This is a genomic window from Thalassobacillus sp. B23F22_16, from assembly GCF_043496955.1.
In the GTDB taxonomy this organism is placed as follows: Bacteria; Bacillota; Bacilli; order Bacillales; family Halobacillaceae; genus Thalassobacillus; species Thalassobacillus devorans_A.
The window spans coordinates 1-17,037 of record NZ_JBIEKD010000029.1; the positions used below are offsets into that span (position 1 = coordinate 1).

At 40.9% G+C, this 17,037-nt stretch carries 21 protein-coding genes, 1 tRNA gene and 1 riboswitch; of the genes, 14 read left to right on the forward strand and 8 right to left on the reverse strand.

The features are described 5' to 3' along the window. The first annotated feature begins 390 nt into the window (after positions 1-390). Positions 391-762, forward strand: a complete 372-nt coding sequence (locus ACGTNI_RS17295) for a rhodanese-like domain-containing protein (RefSeq protein WP_062446668.1) — start codon at positions 391-393, stop codon at positions 760-762. A 68-nt stretch (positions 763-830) separates the two neighbouring features. Here the strand turns inward: ACGTNI_RS17295 and gcvPB are convergent, their stop codons facing one another. From gcvPB to gcvT, 3 genes are read right to left on the reverse strand one after another with little or no spacing between them, the layout of a single operon-like run. Beyond that, on the reverse strand, positions 831-2,294 hold the full coding sequence (gene gcvPB, locus ACGTNI_RS17300; protein WP_394463909.1) for an aminomethyl-transferring glycine dehydrogenase subunit GcvPB: 1,464 nt from the start codon (positions 2,292-2,294) through the stop codon (positions 831-833). Beyond that, complete coding sequence (gcvPA, locus tag ACGTNI_RS17305) at positions 2,287-3,636, reverse strand: aminomethyl-transferring glycine dehydrogenase subunit GcvPA (protein WP_394463910.1); 1,350 nt, start codon at positions 3,634-3,636, stop codon at positions 2,287-2,289. Before gcvPA ends, gcvPB begins: the two co-directional genes overlap by 8 nt. A gap of 25 nt (positions 3,637-3,661) precedes the next feature. Further along, entirely contained in the window at positions 3,662-4,765 is a 1,104-nt protein-coding gene (gcvT, locus tag ACGTNI_RS17310) for a glycine cleavage system aminomethyltransferase GcvT (protein ID WP_394463911.1), read from the reverse strand. A gap of 177 nt (positions 4,766-4,942) precedes the next feature. Beyond that, positions 4,943-5,033, reverse strand: a riboswitch (glycine riboswitch). A gap of 165 nt (positions 5,034-5,198) precedes the next feature. Here gcvT and ACGTNI_RS17315 point away from each other — a divergent pair. Beyond that, positions 5,199-6,842 (forward strand): DEAD/DEAH box helicase, encoded by a 1,644-nt coding sequence (locus tag ACGTNI_RS17315; protein WP_394463912.1) that lies wholly within the window; start codon positions 5,199-5,201, stop codon positions 6,840-6,842. Beyond that, the gene (locus ACGTNI_RS17320) at positions 6,839-7,645 is read left to right on the forward strand and encodes a YqhG family protein (protein WP_394463913.1); all 807 of its coding nucleotides are present in this window, start codon (positions 6,839-6,841) and stop codon (positions 7,643-7,645) included. Before ACGTNI_RS17315 ends, ACGTNI_RS17320 begins: the two co-directional genes overlap by 4 nt. A gap of 23 nt (positions 7,646-7,668) precedes the next feature. On the opposite strand, the gene ACGTNI_RS17325 is transcribed toward ACGTNI_RS17320, so the two are convergent. Together ACGTNI_RS17325 and ACGTNI_RS17330 are read right to left on the reverse strand one after the other, a co-directional pair. Then, entirely contained in the window at positions 7,669-7,842 is a 174-nt protein-coding gene (locus tag ACGTNI_RS17325; RefSeq protein ID WP_082412084.1) for a YqzE family protein, read from the reverse strand. A gap of 51 nt (positions 7,843-7,893) precedes the next feature. Continuing rightward, positions 7,894-8,385 carry a shikimate kinase gene (locus ACGTNI_RS17330; RefSeq protein ID WP_394463914.1) on the reverse strand — a complete coding sequence of 164 codons (492 nt, stop codon included), beginning with the start codon at positions 8,383-8,385 and terminating at the stop codon, positions 7,894-7,896. Between the two features lie 104 nt (positions 8,386-8,489). On the opposite strand from ACGTNI_RS17330, the gene comGA reads away from it, so the two are divergent. The 10 genes from comGA to ACGTNI_RS17380 all read left to right on the forward strand — a co-directional run bounded on the left by comGA (position 8,490) and on the right by ACGTNI_RS17380 (position 13,813). Continuing rightward, the gene (gene comGA / locus ACGTNI_RS17335) at positions 8,490-9,494 is read left to right on the forward strand and encodes a competence type IV pilus ATPase ComGA (protein ID WP_085508852.1); all 1,005 of its coding nucleotides are present in this window, start codon (positions 8,490-8,492) and stop codon (positions 9,492-9,494) included. Next, the gene (comGB, locus tag ACGTNI_RS17340; RefSeq protein WP_394463915.1) at positions 9,457-10,515 is read left to right on the forward strand and encodes a competence type IV pilus assembly protein ComGB; all 1,059 of its coding nucleotides are present in this window, start codon (positions 9,457-9,459) and stop codon (positions 10,513-10,515) included. The genes comGA and comGB overlap by 38 nt, the downstream gene beginning before the upstream one ends. A 16-nt stretch (positions 10,516-10,531) precedes the next feature. Beyond that, positions 10,532-10,843, forward strand: coding sequence for a competence type IV pilus major pilin ComGC (comGC, locus tag ACGTNI_RS17345; protein WP_085508854.1), 312 nt, complete (start codon positions 10,532-10,534; stop codon positions 10,841-10,843). A 9-nt stretch (positions 10,844-10,852) separates the two neighbouring features. Next, positions 10,853-11,290 carry a competence type IV pilus minor pilin ComGD gene (comGD, locus tag ACGTNI_RS17350; RefSeq protein ID WP_085508855.1) on the forward strand — a complete coding sequence of 146 codons (438 nt, stop codon included), beginning with the start codon at positions 10,853-10,855 and terminating at the stop codon, positions 11,288-11,290. Beyond that, positions 11,256-11,612 (forward strand): hypothetical protein, encoded by a 357-nt coding sequence (locus ACGTNI_RS17355; protein WP_394463916.1) that lies wholly within the window; start codon positions 11,256-11,258, stop codon positions 11,610-11,612. The genes comGD and ACGTNI_RS17355 overlap by 35 nt, the downstream gene beginning before the upstream one ends. Continuing rightward, positions 11,593-12,018, forward strand: a complete 426-nt coding sequence (gene comGF / locus ACGTNI_RS17360; RefSeq protein ID WP_394463917.1) for a competence type IV pilus minor pilin ComGF — start codon at positions 11,593-11,595, stop codon at positions 12,016-12,018. Before ACGTNI_RS17355 ends, comGF begins: the two co-directional genes overlap by 20 nt. Before the next feature lie 37 nt (positions 12,019-12,055). Then, positions 12,056-12,361 (forward strand): hypothetical protein, encoded by a 306-nt coding sequence (locus ACGTNI_RS17365; RefSeq protein ID WP_394463918.1) that lies wholly within the window; start codon positions 12,056-12,058, stop codon positions 12,359-12,361. A gap of 68 nt (positions 12,362-12,429) precedes the next feature. Further along, a tRNA-Gln gene (locus ACGTNI_RS17370) sits at positions 12,430-12,501 on the forward strand. 303 nt (positions 12,502-12,804) lie between these two features. Next, positions 12,805-13,485, forward strand: coding sequence for a helix-turn-helix transcriptional regulator (locus ACGTNI_RS17375; protein ID WP_394463919.1), 681 nt, complete (start codon positions 12,805-12,807; stop codon positions 13,483-13,485). Positions 13,486-13,573: 88 nt separating this feature from the next. Further along, positions 13,574-13,813: a DUF2626 domain-containing protein gene (locus tag ACGTNI_RS17380; RefSeq protein ID WP_062446698.1), complete on the forward strand. Its 240-nt coding sequence runs from the start codon at positions 13,574-13,576 to the stop codon at positions 13,811-13,813. Positions 13,814-13,861: 48 nt separating this feature from the next. Here the strand turns inward: ACGTNI_RS17380 and ACGTNI_RS17385 are convergent, their stop codons facing one another. Further along, positions 13,862-14,947 (reverse strand): SAM-dependent methyltransferase, encoded by a 1,086-nt coding sequence (locus ACGTNI_RS17385; protein WP_394463920.1) that lies wholly within the window; start codon positions 14,945-14,947, stop codon positions 13,862-13,864. Positions 14,948-15,103: 156 nt separating this feature from the next. Next, complete coding sequence (locus ACGTNI_RS17390) at positions 15,104-15,730, reverse strand: MBL fold metallo-hydrolase (RefSeq protein WP_394463921.1); 627 nt, start codon at positions 15,728-15,730, stop codon at positions 15,104-15,106. A gap of 172 nt (positions 15,731-15,902) precedes the next feature. On the opposite strand from ACGTNI_RS17390, the gene ACGTNI_RS17395 reads away from it, so the two are divergent. Then, positions 15,903-16,067, forward strand: coding sequence for a DUF2759 domain-containing protein (locus ACGTNI_RS17395; protein WP_085508862.1), 165 nt, complete (start codon positions 15,903-15,905; stop codon positions 16,065-16,067). Positions 16,068-16,244: 177 nt separating this feature from the next. Here the strand turns inward: ACGTNI_RS17395 and ACGTNI_RS17400 are convergent, their stop codons facing one another. After that, the gene (locus ACGTNI_RS17400; RefSeq protein ID WP_085508863.1) at positions 16,245-17,033 is read right to left on the reverse strand and encodes an ABC transporter permease; all 789 of its coding nucleotides are present in this window, start codon (positions 17,031-17,033) and stop codon (positions 16,245-16,247) included. Positions 17,034-17,037 lie beyond the last annotated feature (4 nt).

Genomic DNA, 17,037 nt, shown 5'->3' on the forward strand with positions numbered 1-17,037 from the left:
TTAGAATTCAAGGGGAAGTCCTCCTTTTGATGTTTGTTTGTATTTGGTTGTACAAATGCATCATAACGGAGGGCTTTTTTTCATTCAAGACCCCTCTACTGAATCCCACAGGAATCTCCCGCGGGAGAGGGGGCTAGGCGAGATCCCGCAGGGCTTTAGCCCGAGGAAGCTTGCCAGGTCCCCCGCAGGAAAGCGAGTCGTTTCCCAGCCCATCCCTTTTCCATTACGGTAACGGACCCAACTATCTTGAAACTGAGTCTTCCATTATAGGGAGCTTTACTGTAAAATCAACACGGGGATTTAACATAGCCTTTCTATAAAAACTCTTTGAAAAGTTAGACAAACATCCATATAATAGATAAGGGAATAGACAAATGGGGGTAGGAACCAATGGAATTATTAATCATAACGCTCATCGTATTAATTGGCTTTGGGCTATATAGATTTTTTAAAACGCGTAAAATCCTGACTACATTGACTGAAGATGAATTTAGACAAGGCTACCGGAAAGCGCAACTCATTGATGTCAGGGAACCAAAGGAATTCAAAGGTGGTCACATTCTTGGAGCACGCAACATTCCTTTATCCCAATTGAACCACCGTCTAACCGAACTGCGTAAAGATCAGCCAGTTTACATGTATTGTCAAAGTGGCTCGCGTTCTGCCCGAGCAGCTGCAATTCTTCATAAAAAAGGATATCGCGATTTGAATCAGCTGAAAGGCGGATTCAAGCACTGGGGCGGAAAAATAAAAAAAGGTTAATATGAACATCATGTATTTCATAACAAAAAAGCATCCTGTTTGGGATGCTTTTTTGTTGTTCTATTTTATCAGCTACCTTTGTTATAACGAAGCACAGGCTTTCTTGCTGCAGTAGTCTCATCCATACGGCTCACCACGGTTGTATGAGGTGCTTCCTGCACAATTTCAGGATCCTCTTTCGCTTCATTAGAAATTTGGATCATTGCATCAACGAATGCGTCGAGAGTTTCTTTCGATTCCGTTTCGGTCGGCTCTACCATCAACGCTTCTTCCACATTTAACGGGAAGTAGATAGTTGGTGGATGGTATCCGAAGTCTAACAGACGCTTCGCAATATCAAGTGTACGTACACCCAACTTCTTCTGACGCTTACCCGACAACACAAATTCATGTTTACAATGCTGGGAAAACGGCAAGTCAAATTCTTTCTCCAGACGTCTCATCATATAGTTTGCATTCAATACAGCGTATTCGCTTACCTTCTTCAACCCTTCCGCTCCCATGGTGCGAATATACGTATAAGCACGGACGTTAATACCGAAATTACCGTAGTACGGTTTCACACGACCGATTGACTTTGGACGATCGTAATCAAAACCATATTGTTCTCCCTTTTTAATTAAAACCGGCTTAGGTAAATAGGCAGCAAATTCTTCTGTTACGCCGACAGGTCCAGAACCAGGACCTCCCCCGCCGTGTGGGCCAGTGAATGTCTTATGAAGGTTCAAGTGTACAACATCGAATCCCATGTCTCCAGGGCGGGCATAACCAAGAATAGCGTTAAGATTAGCACCATCATAATAGAGCTTTCCCCCTGCATCATGGATAATCTCTGCCATTTCCAATATATGTTCTTCAAATAAGCCAAGCGTGTTCGGATTAGTCAGCATCAGTGCTGCTGTGTCTTCGCCGACAACACGTTTCAAATCTTCCAAGTCAACGAGACCACGATCATCGGACTTCACTGTCACTGCCTCGAAACCAGCAACGGTAGCGGAGGCAGGATTTGTCCCATGGGCAGAGTCAGGTACGATTACCTTCGTGCGGCCAAAATCACCATTTGCTTCATGGAAGGCACGGATCATCATAAGGCCTGTCCATTCCCCATGTGCCCCTGCCGCAGGCTGGAGGGTTACTGTGTGCATGCCTGTAATTTCAGCCAGGCTTGTTTGTAAATCGTACATCAGCTCTAATGCACCCTGGATCGTTTCTTCATCCTGGTAAGGATGAATATGACTAAAACCAGCCAATCGCGCGATATCTTCATTCATCTTGGGATTATATTTCATCGTACAAGAACCAAGCGGATAGAAGCCAGAATCTACCCCGTGGTTGCGAGTAGATAAAGCAGTATAATGCCGCATGATCTGCAATTCACTTACTTCCGGCAATTCTGCTTCCGTCTCACGGATATAGCGCTCGTCAAACATATCGGTTAAATCTACTTCAGGCACGTCCATTTCCGGTAGACTGAATCCTGTACGACTTTCTTGGCTGTGTTCAAATATGAGTGGAAAATCTTGATTAGCCATTTATATCCCCCAATTCCTGCGCGAAGTTATCGATTTCATCTTTTGTCCGAACCTCTGTCACTGCGATCAGCATGTGTCCTGCTAACTCATTATAGCTGGCACCCAGGTCATAGCCCCCGATAAATCCTTTTTCCAGCAGTTTTTTGTTTGCTTTCTGGACATCATTTCCTAAATTGATGACCAATTCGTTGAAAAACGGACCTGTATACGCGACATTCACTCCATTGTCTTCTAATGCTTTCTTCATATATGCGGTTTTCTGAATATTGGTCCATGCCATTTTCTTAACGCCCTGTTTACCTAACGAGGACATGGCAACCGAGGACGCAAGAGCATTCAATGCCTGGTTGGAACAGATATTGGATGTCGCTTTATCACGGCGAATATGTTGTTCCCTGGCTTGTAAAGTCAACACAAAACCTCTTCTTCCCTGCTCATCTTTTGTTTGCCCTACCAGGCGGCCAGGTACTTTGCGCATCAATTTCTTCGTTGTGGCAAAATAACCGCAGTGAGGCCCGCCAAACTGAGCCGGGATTCCAAATACCTGTGCATCACCGACGACGATATCCGCCCCGAATTCACCAGGTGGGGTCATGTAACCCAATGCGAGTGGGTTGCTGGAAACTATCATCATCGCTTTCTTTTGGGTATCCAATAACTCTCGCACTTCTGCCAACGGTTCGATTTGGCCAAAAAAGTTCGGATATTGAAGCACGACACCTGCTGTATTTTCATCAAGTTCAGCTGCCAGTGCTTTTAAATCTGTTACCCCATTTTCGTGGCCAATTTCAATAATTTCCACTCCAGGACCGTTTGCATAGGATTGAATGACAGCACGTGATTCAGGATGAACCGTACTTGATACAATCACTTTTTTCTTTCTGGTTGTACCAGCACTAAGATTTACAGCTTCTGCCAGAGCCGTCCCGCCGTCATACATGGAGGAGTTTGCGACATCCATTGCAGTGAGCTCACAAATCATGGTCTGAAACTCGAAGATTGCCTGTAATTCACCTTGCGAAATCTCCGGCTGATAAGGGGTATAAGCAGTATAGAATTCTGACCGGGAAATCACATGGTCTACAACCGACGGAATATAGTGATCATAGACTCCTGCTCCGAGAAAGGAAGTATGTGACTTCAAATTGACATTTTTATTAGCCAATTCGGTCAATTCCTTTGTGAGTTTATATTCATTTGAAGGAGGCTTGATCCCCAATTCCCCTTTGAACCTTACCTTTTCAGGAATATCTTCGAATAGCTCCTCAGTTTTATTGATTCCTATCGTATCTAACATTTCCTGTTTATCTTTTTCCGTCATCGGTAAATAACGAAACTCCATGATAAATCCCCCTGCCCTGTTTGTATTATCCGCGTTTATAAAATGGTGTCTTTACAACTTCCGCCTTCAATCTTCTCTTTCTCACCTGTACCTCTACCACAGTCCCTACTTCCGTATAGTCTATATTAAGTAAGGCCAGGCCGACATTTTTCCCTAATGTAGGGGATTGCGTACCGGTCGTTACAAATCCGATTTCATTTTCTCCGGATAAAACTTTATATCCCGTTCTAGGAATACCTTTGTCCAGCATTTCTATTCCAACAAGTTTCCGTTCCAGGCCGTTTTCCTTCTGTTTCAAAAGAGCTTCCTTACCAAGGAAGTCTGCTTCTTTCTTCAACTTGACAGCAAATCCTAACCCCGCTTCAAGTGGAGATATTTCAGGAGAGAGCTCCTGGCCGTACAAAGCAAGATTGGCTTCAAACCTTAACGTGTCTCTTGCTCCTAAGCCAATCGGTTTGACTCCTTCAGATTCGCCGGCTTGAAGAATCTTCTGCCAGAGAAGGGGACCTGATTCTTTTGATATATAAATTTCAAAACCATCTTCTCCGGTATATCCGGTTCTTGAGACAATAGCGTCATCTGGTACACCCTCAAAAGAAACAGGAAATTCAAATCGGAAAAATCTGATTGCTGATAAATCAACAGTAGTCAGATTTTGCAGTACTTTCTCAGCAATTGGACCTTGAAGAGCCAGTTGAACATATGCATCAGATTCATTTCTTATGGACACACCATCAATTAAATGATCTTCCAGCCATTGATAATCCTTTTCTACATTTGCAGCATTGACGACTAGCAAATATTTATCCTCTTCCAGTTGATATACAATCAAGTCATCGACCGTTCCACCATTTTCGTAGCACATAATGGTATATTGTGCTTTTTTGGGTTCTAATTTTGAAACATCATTCGTCAGCATTTTTTGTAAGAAGTTCTCACTTTCGGGTCCTTCCACAAAAATTTCTCCCATATGAGAAACATCAAAAAGTCCTGCTTTGTTTCGAGTCGCTTCATGTTCATCCTTGATTCCAGAAAATTGGACAGGCAAATCCCATCCACCAAAATCAATCGTCTTTGCACCGTGCTTTTCATATTCTGGAAACAGCGGCGTCCTTTTCAAATCAGCCATGCGAACACTCCTCTACTAGTTTGTATAAAAAAACAGACAGATATCCCACGGCTATGTATGGGATACTCTGTCCGTTCACCAGAAAGTTTCACCCGGAATTGTAAACGCATTCAATGCATTTTACAAACCTGGCTTGCTTCTTGGGTGGTTCACAAATCTGAACACTCTCCAGAGGTGCGTCACACAGGGGTCTTTTTGCCTGAGAGATTCACATGCTATATGTTTGCTCCTTCGGCGCTACAAACGTAGTCTCTCCCCCTGTGATCATTCGCTGATAGTATTTATTTTTCAATTGGGCATACTAGCCAATAAAAGCTGTGAAAAATCTGTCATTTTGTCACAAACATTATATCACATGCTCCATCAGGTTTTAAAAATAATTTTGAACCTTTTATCTGATAGCAGAGCACAGGGAAAGGAAGGCTTCTATAGAATGGAAATTTTATTAGACGAAAAATATGGGGAACAATTAGCTAAAGAGGCGGCCAATCCTGATGCAATCAGCAGTTGGAATCAGTTTAAACTTACTTACCAGGCAGCGAAAGCCTCTTCAGTTCCCGATTTTGAAGGACTCGTAGCTTTAAGTCATCTGCCTCATATCGACTTTCTTCCCCACCAGAAAGAAGCGGCGGAAGAAATTATTCATCAAATGCAGGGAAGAGCGATACTTGCTGATGAAGTAGGTTTGGGAAAAACAATCGAAGCCGGATTGGTTTTGAAAGAATACTTGATTCGTGGAATGGTCAATAAGGTACTGATCCTTACACCGGCATCGCTTGTTAATCAATGGGTCACTGAATTACATGAAAAATTTTATATCCAGGCATATGCTCCGCGGAAAAATCCCGCCTGGAAAGATGCTGATATTATGGTTACATCCATAGATATGGCGAAAAAAGACCCTCATTATAGTGAAATCCTGTCCATTCCCTATGATCTGATTATCATTGATGAAGCACACAAATTGAAAAATCCAGCTACCAAAAACTATCAATTCGTCAAAGCTGTGCAGAAAAAGTATTGTTTGTTGTTAACTGCTACTCCTATACAAAACCGGATAACCGATATATTTAACTTAGTTTCGATCTTAAAGCCAGGCTATCTTGGAGATTTGTCCTCCTTCAAAAAGGAATATGGAAAGAAAATGGGCAACCTGGATGGAAACCTTCATTTAAAAAAGTTGATCAGCAAGGTGATGATCCGCAACCGCAGACAGGATACAGGCCTTGCGGATACAAAGCGTATGGTCAAGACAGAGTGGATCGAATTCTCGGAAGAGGAACAACAAGTTTACGAGAAACTTGAGACAATTAAGGGAACCCATCCATCTTTCACTTATCTTACATTGGCGAAAGAACTTTGTTCTTCCCGGGAAGCCTGCTACCTGTCCAGCAAGCAAATGTATGATAAATTAGGAGATCCGGAAAATACTGGTCCTTTACATGATTTAATTTCAGGGGTAGAACAGCTCCCCCACCATGCCAAAGCAAAACGTATGGTGGAGATCATCCAACAGTCTGATGAAAAATTCATTGTATTCACCGAATATCGCGCCAGCCAATATTACTTACAATGGTACCTACAGCAGCATGGGATATCTTCGGTACCGTTTCGTGGCGGCTTTAAACGAAGTAAAAAGGACTGGATGAAGCAATTGTTCCGTGATCATGCACAAGTCATGATCGCGACAGAAGCTGCTGGAGAAGGGATTAACCTACAATTTTGTAGAAACATGATCAATTATGATCTCCCATGGAACCCGATGCGTTTGGAACAACGAATAGGACGTATTCACCGATTTGGTCAAGAAAAGAATGTGCAAATTTATAACTTCGCTATCAAAAATACGATAGAAGAGCATATCCTGAACTTGTTATACGATAAAATAAGTTTATTCGAAAATGCCATTGGAGAATTGGATCATATTTTGGAAGACTTGGACATCAAAGATTTGGGCCACGAAATAGAGGCGATTTATTCCGAGTCATCCAGTTACGGTGAGGCTAAAATAAAATTGAACAACCTTGCCTCTGTCATTTCTTCTCATTCTGAAGCAGAACGGAGGTCATCATCGTGAAAGAAGCTGCCGCACATGAACAGTTTATCAGAAGTTTTTTCCATGAATACGATTGTCCTATTCTTTCAGATGAGCACGGACGCCTGGTCATTCAGTTGACCGACAAAATGGACGAGGCACTTATGAACAGGCCATTTTACTGGCATTACATCAAAAAGATGGGCCGGCAAGGTGACCCCATGTCACTCACGCTGATTACCAACCCTGACCTTAGCGAAGAAAAAGGGGAGTATATCCATTCCGGTTCCCCGCGTTTACGTCAGTTATACCGCTTTCTCCAGGACAACTGCCGGTTTACGAAACTTTATGAAGCAGTTACCATTACAGATCAACAAAGCCCTTTGGTACCATGGCTGGTCACTAACTTGAGAATCAGTTACTTCGGGAAGCAAAAAAAAGATGAACTCTTGTCAATAGGCCTGAACCTTATACACGGAACCCTGGTGCCTTCTTTTATGGAACGGATAGAAAATTACCCTTTAGAAACTACAATATCTGATTTCACCTTTCCCATGACCCCGTTGATTCGGATACCAAGTGGTTATCAGCGGATAGTCAGTTATGTTCACAATCATATTGAAAGTCAGGACCGTAGCTGGGCTAGTCAGGCGATGGAAGCATTACACGAAGAAAAGCAGTTGCTGTCTGCTTTTTTCAAGGAAGAAAATGAAGAAGATAGAAAATTGCTGGAACAGGAACTCGAAGCTCTTAAAGGAAGGTTTATCCCCAAAGTTACCGTAGATGTTATCAATGGCGGGTTGTTCTATTTTTCCCAGCCTACCACCAATCAAATCATAATATAAGGCTGCCTCCAGTGGAGACAGCCTTATTTATGGCGATTAAAAAGCATTTTCATGGCAAATGGTAACATGCCAAACCACTTGTTCCGTTTTGGCTGCTTAATTTTTTGCCTTTTTCGGTTATGCTTTTCTTCTTTAGTTAAATTCATATAGCGGACGAACTCTTCTGTTACATATTTAACGTAATCATTTCCGGACATTCAGCTCACCCTTAGTGAAGATATAATCATTAATAGTATGAACTGAAATAATTACTTCCATACATTCAGAATCTCGTCTGCAATGCTTTCCGGTGACTTATCCTCGACATCGATGGTAATATCTGCAACTTGCTGATAAACCGGCCAGCGCTCTTGTAAAAGACGCTCTTTTTCCTGCTCTTTTCCTTTCCATAAGGGGCGATTTTCATCTTGTGACAGCCGCTCCTGGATTACCTGGAAGCTGGCATCAAGGAAAATAACGGTACCCCTACGCATTAATTTCTGATTGATCGAATTTATTGGAGCTCCTCCCCCAGTGGAAACCACCATATTTTCCAAAGGTATCTCTTCAAGCAAAGAAGTTTCCAATTGACGAAAATAGGCTTCGCCCTTTTCAGCGAATATCTCTTTAATTGCTCTCCCTTCCCTTTTTTCAATTAAACTGTCCATTTCAATTAAAGGGACATCAAGCTTCTCACATAATATTTCCGCTACGGTCGTTTTTCCACTCCCCATAAACCCTATCAAATAAATGGTCTTCATATATTTTTTCTCCCCTTTGTAAATATTTTTTTAATATAAGCAGGATTTTTAAGACTTTTGTCGAAATATGTAACTAAACAGTATTTGTGAGGTGATAAATTCAAGTGAGTGCAACTGCCAACCTATCCAACCAGCTGCTGATTGCCGCTATCCAATCCACTGCTTCTGACCTGCATTTCTCCCCTTATCATCAAAAGGTCGATATTCATTTTAGAATCCACGGAAAACGAATTTTCCATTCTGCCATCTCCACCCAAGTTTACGCCAAATTACTTTCCTACTACAAGTTCTCCTCCGGGATGGATATTGGAGAAATTAAAAAACCTCAAAATGGTTCCCTTTCTTTTAGAAACAAAGAACACCTTTACTCTTTACGACTTTCCACGCTCCCTATTCAATCAAACGAGAGTCTCGCTATCCGCATTCTTCCTCAGACGGATTCCCTTTCCCTGGACAATCTATTCCTTTTTCCCTCTCAATATCAACGAATTAAACGATGGCTCGGTCATCAAAGTGGCATGATTTTATTCACAGGCCCGACCGGAAGTGGCAAGACAACTACTCTGTACGCCCTCATCCAGGCATTGATCAAAGAAAATTCCTACCAGGCTATAACTTTGGAAGACCCGATCGAGAAAGATATGGAAAACATTATCCAAGTCCAAGTAAATGAACGAGCCGGCATCACTTATGATGCGGGTTTGAAAGCTGCATTGCGGCATGATCCTGACTTAATCATGGTAGGAGAAATACGTGACAGGCAAACAGCACATTTTGCTTTTCACGCTGCTCACACCGGTCATCTGGTCCTATCCAGTTTGCATGCAAAAGATGCACTCGGAACCATATTAAGGTTGAAAGAAATGGGGATACAAACCATTGATTTAGAACAAACATTAATCTCTATCGCTTCCCAGCAGCTTGTGCCAATTTCCGCCGCAGCCCACTTGCCTAGACGAGCGGCTATTATGGAGCTGTTGGATGGGGATCTTCTGCAACATGCGATTCATCACCATATGATCCCTTCCCAATCATCCTTTTATTCGTTTGATCATTTAAGGAGAAAAGCTTATGCCTATGGATACCTTCCTTACGAAATTTTTTCCTAATCCCGCTAATAAAAATTTATCTTATCCGCTTCAATTACAATTTTTAGAAAGGATGAGCCGTCTTTTAAAGAAAGGCTACCCTTTGCTCGAAGCCCTTGAAATAGTGACTTGGGATGAACGCTTTGCTGACATCACTGCAGAAATAATCAAGGAACTTAAAAATGGCCGACCAATAGATGTTTGTCTAAAAAAATCAGGCTTCTCCAAAAATGTCGTCTCCTTTTTATATTTTGCCAGAATGCACAGTAACCTTGATGAAGTTTTCCAGCAATGCAGTACAATGCTTCAATTAGATAAAACCTATGTTGATAAATTCAAACAGGTGATTCGATATCCAATTTTTTTAAGTATCTTTTTAGTGATTATGCTGGTCGTCATTGATCAAACGATCTTTCCAGCGTTGCTTGACTTGTTCCAATCCGGCAAGGAAAGCTTAGGCTTGCAGATCGCTGTGAATATAGTCGGTTTTGTCTTTGATACCAGTAAAGTGTTTCTGCTCACTTTCACCTTCCTCGCTTTGGTATGGAAGTTAAAACATAAGAAACTTTCCATCACAAGCCAAATTAAATTATTCGAAAAAATACCTCTTTTAAGAGATTATCAAAAAATCAAACTTACATTTTTATTTGCTACCCATTTCCACTCGATTCTTTCTACCGGAATCTCCCTAAAAGAGGCTTTACATGTGATTAGCAGTCAAAATCATTATCCCCTGCTCGCACATCACTCCATGCATATCTTACATCAGCTTGAAGAAGGCGCAACACTTGCCCAGGCCATCCATCAGTGCCCATTATTCCGCGCAGAGCTGACCACCATATTTCATAAAACTGCAGATATCACAACAATGACGAGGGATCTAGCAGTGCTTGCCGAAATGCTTACCGAAATGACAAAACAAAAATTAAACAAAACACTCGAACTCATCCAGCCGATATTTTTTATCATCGTTGCGGTTTTTATCCTGTTTATATATGGATCGATCATGCTGCCGATGTATCAATGGATGAACCAACTATAGAGAGGAAGTAAACCATATGTTCAAAAACGAAAAAGGCTTTACGTTGATTGAAATGCTGATTGTCCTGCTCATAATTTCCGTATTATTAATCATTACCATACCGAATGTCAGTAATAATAACTCGATGGTACGCGATAAAGGATGCGACGGTCTGGTAAAGCTTGTAGAAGCGCAAGTGCAGGCTTATTATATCGCTGAAAACAAATTACCTGCAAATATATCAGAATTAGTAAGTGAACAATACTTAACCGACACTCAAACAAAGTGTCCTAATGATAAGATTCTTGAAGTGGTCGATGGTGAAGTAACCACGAATACAGGAAGCTAGAATATAATTATGTCAACTAGGAACGGCTACACCTTAATAGAAACGGTGATTGTTTTATTAACCCTCAGTGTTGTAATCGCTATCGCAGTCCCCTTTCATAGTAAAACTGTCGAGGCTCATACTTTTCACACGTTTTATCAACAATTCGAAGATGACGTGCTACTTACCCAGCAGCTATCGATGACAAATCAGGCGTTCTATGATTTGATGATCCTGCCTTCACAGAAAAAATATTTTTTATTAGAAACAAAAACCGAGCGGAAAGTTTTGGAGCGTTCCATTCCCGATACCATTAAGCTGGAACTGCAAACATTGAAAGTGCCTGTTCGTTTTTCCTCTGATGGAACTATTTATAGTCCCGGCAGTATGCGGATAAAAACGAACAGCAAATCCTACAGGGTGGTTTTTCCCTTTGGAAAAAGCAGGTGCTATATGTATGAAATATAATGGCTTTACATTAGTGGAAGTAATATTCGCTTTCGGCTTGCTGCTTATGATATTACTGAGCACCCTCCCGATTCTGATGAAAGTAAATTTAGAAGAGGCAGATCTTGCTGATAAAAGAAAGGCAGTATCTATTCTCCATAATGAATTAGTAAGGGAAATAAATGAATCTCTTACAAATGATAAAAGCTACAGCCTTAAAGATTTTACAGTAATTGAGATAACATTCAAATCACATGGAGAGCTTATAAAAGGGTGTGCCACATGGATAAGCAAACAAAATAAGAGAGAAAGTGTTTGTCTTAATGGATACCGGGAGACATAACGGCTATACGCTTGCAGAAACAATTATCAGCCTATTGGTTTTTTCCTTACTGACCGCCCTTCTCTCTCCTATCTTTCAACTACTCTCCATGGACAACCGTAATCAGGAGCTTAGCATTCATCAGCTTTTCCACTTCCTTTCCGATGAATTATCATACAATGACTTGAAAACTGTAACAAACACTCAAATAACATTCCAGTCACCAGATGGTGACATCATCAGTATTGAGAAGTATGGAACTACCATCCGAAGGCAGGTTGGCGGGCGTGGCCATGAAACTTTACTAACAGGAGTCAGGGATGTGGAGTTTACTATAAGTAATAACCTGCTGGTTATTAAAATTACTGACCAAGGAGGGTCTGAATATGAAAAGCTCCTGCAGGCTTACTCGTCCTCCTATCCTTAACGGGTTTATATACCCATTTGTTTTCTTGGTGGCTTTTATGTTCCTGACGGTTACTTCTGCATCCATTCACTTATATCAAAACCATCAATATAATACTGACTTGCATGTTAAAAAAATCGTCATCAATACTTTAATCCAGTCTGGTCTGGCAAAGTTTGGGGATGAAACGAAGCAAAATCAAGAACTGCCTGAAAGCGGCGAAACCACGTACTTTTTTCCGGATGGAGAAGTTAATATTACGTATGTACGGATAGAAGGACGAACCTACTTTCTTCAACTATCGATCCTGACTAAAGATGGAACAAGAAAAAATTTAAATCGAAGATATGAGACAGAATTATAATGAATTTTATTAAATAATCGTGTATAAATTTTAACCAAAGGTACAAACTAAGACCACATCATCATTAGTGGGCTATAGCCAAGTGGTAAGGCAGCGGATTTTGATTCCGTCATTCGTTGGTTCGAATCCAGCTAGCCCAGCTTTATCAAAGAAAAGTGTCTTGGAATAGGTTAGCTCTAACCCAAGGCATTTTTCTTTTTGCTGTTTTTTAATCTTTGCATTCGTGACGGGTCATCACTTTATATTATGAGTTTTTGTTGTCCCTCTATGCTGCATGCTCCCAAAATGCCATAATAATCCCTAGGGTCAAACTAATTTTGAACAAAAGGGGTTTTTTTATATTTTCAATTTGTGTACGTTTTTTAACATTCTTTCCCTTTTGATAACAAAGCATGTTGTTTATATTATAATGAGGGCAAACCTATTACGAGGGGTGACTGTCCATGGAACAGACCTTGAAAATAACTAACGTATTAAGTGATCCGACCCGTTTTCATATTTATGAGTTTATAGTTAAAAAAAATGCAGATGTTACCGTCCAGGATATTGCAGAGGCTTTTGAAATTCACCCGAATGTTGCACGACTCCACTTATCAAAACTGGAAGACGTCAATATGCTTCATTCACACACTAAGAAAACAGGACGCGGCGGAAGACCAAGCAGAGTCTATAACCTTTCCAAGGAAGTAGTCCAATTACATTTCCCTTTCAGGGATTATCAATTACTGGCTCAAATTGCTTTTGAAGCTTTTGCAGGTATGGGGGAAGCCGGACAGGAAGCACTTTATACAACCGGGAAAAAATTTGGTAAAGAAATGATGGAAAGGGAAGCTTCGCATGCAAGCCATTTAGATCGTGCTGGAAAATCAGAAGTTTTAAAAGCTGCAGCTGAAATGACCGGGCTCTTTCCGGAGTTCCATAACCAGACAGATGATACGATCGTTTTTACTGTAAACAACTGTCCTTTCAAGGAAGTAGCCTCTCATCAGAAACAACTGGTGTGTGAGATGCATAGTCATTTTCTAAAAGGCATGTTTGAAGCGATGTTCCAGGATATTGTGTTAAAAGAAGAGCATAATATGATGGATGGTTGTGCAAACTGTTTATACAAAGCACAAATCTGACAATTTTTCGATGATTCATTTTACATTCTCTAAGTAGTCGTTTATAATATCTATGATAGTTTCATCGAAGAAAAGGAGGGGGAAAAGCATGGATCGTATGTTCCGCGTGCTTGCCTTTTGGACTGGTATCTTTACCGTCATGTTTTATGTGGGCGACATGAATGAATCGGCTTTATTATTCTTAGTTCAAACGGCTTTTTTCCTTACAGTAAGCTACTTAAAACTGTCAGAACGTATGTATATGTACATATTCGGCGCCTACCTGACAGTATTTATGATTGGGTTTACGTATTACACCACTTTCATTTTACAACCAGGATTCCACTAAAAAAATCTGTTATCCTTAATTGGATAACAGATTTTTTAGTCTGGTTCTTTATATAGCGGGAATAGTCACTTTTTTTGCTTGTACAACCACATCGAAAGCTTCGCTAAACCCCTCTCCTGTTATCAACGTGCGAATCGCACGATTTTTTTTACTTTCTTCCGAAAATGGATCAGGATTAGTATGGGTAATCAGCTCATCCATAATCCCTGACCGAAGGAGGAAATCATTTTGTTTAATAATGAAACCGTTTTCCCATCCCATTTTCTTTCCGATAGCTTTCCATACATCCCAGTGCAGGTGGTGGGTTATATCCATCATCCCCGGTAACTGAAGCACATCATAAATAAGTCTGTGCTGATAATACCCTCTAAGGCTTCCTTTTTTTCGAGCCGGATGCTGCCACTCTGCATTCCTATAACCATAATCCACTGTCACAATAACTCCCTTATGTAACATGCTGTCCAATTCCTTTGCCAATGTTTCCATGTAGCCCGGAATTTCCATGCGTTGACCTTCTTCCCTTAAAGGAAGATTGTAAGTCTTTACAAAATCAGCTAATTCAACAGTCAGTGGATAATATATTTCTATAAAATCCTCACTTTCATCCAGTGCAATTCGGATTTCCATCGGTATACCATCCTTTATCTCCACCACTTTTACGGGTTGAGCGTCCAGCCACTCATTGGAGAAGACGATCCCCTCGAAATAAGGATTTCTGGCTTTGAATTCGTCCAAATGATGATATAAAGATAAGTAATCGGTGTCTGTTCCTTCCTTAATTTTCTCACGATGGTAGGGACTTTTCTCAATCAGGTGATAGGTAAAGTCTTTAGTTGTCAGGCTTAAGCGGTTAATCACCTCACGGGCAAATGTCCCATCTCCCCCGCCAATTTCACAAATGGCTAACGGCATGTTCAGCCTGCGGCTTGTATTATAGAAATAATCAGCAAATATATGGGCAAAAACTTTATGGATCATACTGGAGGTGTAGAAATCGCCTTCCTTCCCTACTTTAACCCCACCTTTTTGATAATAACCGTATTTCTCATGGTACAGCGAGTAATCAATGAATGTATCATACCCAATCGATTGTTTCGGGTGATCTTTAATTAAAGCTCTTAAAATGTCTTCCATTGCCTTCCCCTTTGTAATTTACACTATTGACATAGTGATAATTTCGTTTATAATTATTTATAGTAGCTTAACTTTTATCCCTAACCAACAAAAGAGCAGAGCACATCCCCCCTAAGATCCTTCTTGAATAATCAAGAAGGATCTTTTTTTGCCCTTTTACATGCCGGCGAATGGATTCTCCCGTTTTTCTTCACCAATTGTAGTGGATGGACCATGACCTGGATAAACCTTTAAATCTTCAGGGAGTGTAAACAATTGTTTCTTAATACTATTAAGCAAAGTATTCATATCTCCGCCTGGAAGGTCCGTACGACCGATACCACGCTGAAATAATGCATCACCCGCTATGACGAATCCTTCCTCTAAAAAAACCAGTGACACGCTTCCTGGAGAGTGTCCTGGCGTATGTCTCACTTCAAACCAAAAAGAACCGACTTTCCTTTCCCCTGTATCGATCATTCTTTCTGCTCTCCGAGCTGCCACAGATCCCATTTGAAAAAAAGCTGATCCATTTAACTGAGGATCTGACAACCAGTCAGCTTCTTCCTTATGTACATACACAGGAATATTGAATTGATCCCTTACATCATCAACCGCGCCTATATGATCAAAATGAGCGTGCGTCAAAACGATAGCAACAGGTTTTAAATGACGTTCGGTGAGGTAATCAGTCAATTGCCTGCTGTCTCCACCTGGATCAACAATCAGACACTCCTTTTCGTCATTAGATACGATATAGCAATTCGTCCCAAGCGGACCAAGGGGCATTTGCACAATTTCCATAAGCCTATTGACTCCTTTGCGATGTTTTATTAAAATTCTTATAGAATAACTCGACAAATTCTACTCCATACTATAAAATGTATGAGGAATGAAAAGGTTTTTACATAGCCATTATAACATCCAACGTTAAGCTATGGATACTACACAGTGAAGGGTTTAGGGGGTGCTGAGTTTGGTAACAGCTATCATTCTTTTACTAGTCGCAATTCTTTGCGTACTTGCCGTATTCCGCGAATTGAAAACGAAAAATTTCTTTGCAGTATTGTTTGCAGGAGCTTCAGCATTAATTTTCGGCTGGTTCTCTGTCATGACGATTTACGTACGGTTATTTGGATAAAATAACACAAAACCTTGCCACTTTTTTTGTGGCAAGGTTTTTTCGTTTTCTCGGAAATTACAAAATTATCTTTTTGTGAATAACCTTACGTGGTGGGTTACATCCAGCTCCGCCGCACAGGACGTGCCGTTTTTAGTCGAACGTCATTACTAGCAAGGCGCTTGCGCTTTTGTACTTTTATTTTTGCTGATTGCGAAGTTCCTCCTCATTTTCCAATAACTGATCATTCTTATTAAAGAAATAACGGTACATTGCCATAGTTACAAACATAGCACTTAAGGAAACGGAAGAAAAAATGCTCAAGGAAATCACAAGCTGATATTTAATGGCCATTACCGGAGCGACACCCCCGAGTATCAACCCAGTCATCATACCAGGCAGCTGTACGAGTCCGATCGTTTTCAAACGATCAACATTCGGAATCAAAGCTGCGTTCAGTGTTTTTGTCACAATTAAGTGAGAAGCCTGGCTCGGCTTTGCTCCGAGGGACAGGGCGGCCATTAAGCGACCACTGTTTTCCGTGAATTCACTTTTCATCCGCTCCAGCGCAAGCCCCATTGCAACCATGCTGTTTCCTATAACCATTCCACTCATTGGAATTACTTCAGACGGGGTGAACTCCACCATATCAAAAGCCAGCCACAGCGTTAACACACTTACTTCTACTATTATTAATCCAAGTAAAATCACCAGGAATGCATGCGGCAGCTCTTTTCCTTTATTCCATGCATGGAATGTGGCTATGATAATCATAATAGATAACATCAATGGAATACCCATAAACGGATTCAAGTCAAAGAGGAAAGTCAATATGTAGCCGATGGCAAACAGTTGTACCGTCCCACGTATAGAAGACCAAACGATGTCTTTGCTCATGCCCAGTTGATAATAATAAGATAGTGTCAAAGGCACAAGTACAAAAATAATCAGAAACAGTAACGATTGGTTAGATATTTCCGGTTCCATATAC

Coding starts and splice junctions, on each gene's coding strand:
- comGD (WP_085508855.1), top strand. CDS start 10,853: ATGTCAACTAGGAACGGCTACACCTTAATAGAAACGGTGATTGTTTTA.
- ACGTNI_RS17390 (WP_394463921.1), bottom strand. CDS start 15,730: ATGGAAATTGTGCAAATGCCCCTTGGTCCGCTTGGGACGAATTGCTAT.
- gcvPA (WP_394463910.1), bottom strand. CDS start 3,636: ATGGAGTTTCGTTATTTACCGATGACGGAAAAAGATAAACAGGAAATG.
- gcvPB (WP_394463909.1), bottom strand. CDS start 2,294: ATGGCTAATCAAGATTTTCCACTCATATTTGAACACAGCCAAGAAAGT.
- comGB (WP_394463915.1), top strand. CDS start 9,457: ATGCCTATGGATACCTTCCTTACGAAATTTTTTCCTAATCCCGCTAAT.
- ACGTNI_RS17385 (WP_394463920.1), bottom strand. CDS start 14,947: ATGGAAGACATTTTAAGAGCTTTAATTAAAGATCACCCGAAACAATCG.
- ACGTNI_RS17365 (WP_394463918.1), top strand. CDS start 12,056: ATGTTCCTGACGGTTACTTCTGCATCCATTCACTTATATCAAAACCAT.
- comGF (WP_394463917.1), top strand. CDS start 11,593: ATGGATACCGGGAGACATAACGGCTATACGCTTGCAGAAACAATTATC.
- gcvT (WP_394463911.1), bottom strand. CDS start 4,765: ATGGCTGATTTGAAAAGGACGCCGCTGTTTCCAGAATATGAAAAGCAC.
- ACGTNI_RS17380 (WP_062446698.1), top strand. CDS start 13,574: ATGGATCGTATGTTCCGCGTGCTTGCCTTTTGGACTGGTATCTTTACC.
- ACGTNI_RS17375 (WP_394463919.1), top strand. CDS start 12,805: ATGGAACAGACCTTGAAAATAACTAACGTATTAAGTGATCCGACCCGT.
- ACGTNI_RS17400 (WP_085508863.1), bottom strand. CDS start 17,033: ATGGAACCGGAAATATCTAACCAATCGTTACTGTTTCTGATTATTTTT.
- ACGTNI_RS17325 (WP_082412084.1), bottom strand. CDS start 7,842: ATGTCCGGAAATGATTACGTTAAATATGTAACAGAAGAGTTCGTCCGC.
- ACGTNI_RS17315 (WP_394463912.1), top strand. CDS start 5,199: ATGGAAATTTTATTAGACGAAAAATATGGGGAACAATTAGCTAAAGAG.
- ACGTNI_RS17330 (WP_394463914.1), bottom strand. CDS start 8,385: ATGAAGACCATTTATTTGATAGGGTTTATGGGGAGTGGAAAAACGACC.
- comGC (WP_085508854.1), top strand. CDS start 10,532: ATGTTCAAAAACGAAAAAGGCTTTACGTTGATTGAAATGCTGATTGTC.
- ACGTNI_RS17295 (WP_062446668.1), top strand. CDS start 391: ATGGAATTATTAATCATAACGCTCATCGTATTAATTGGCTTTGGGCTA.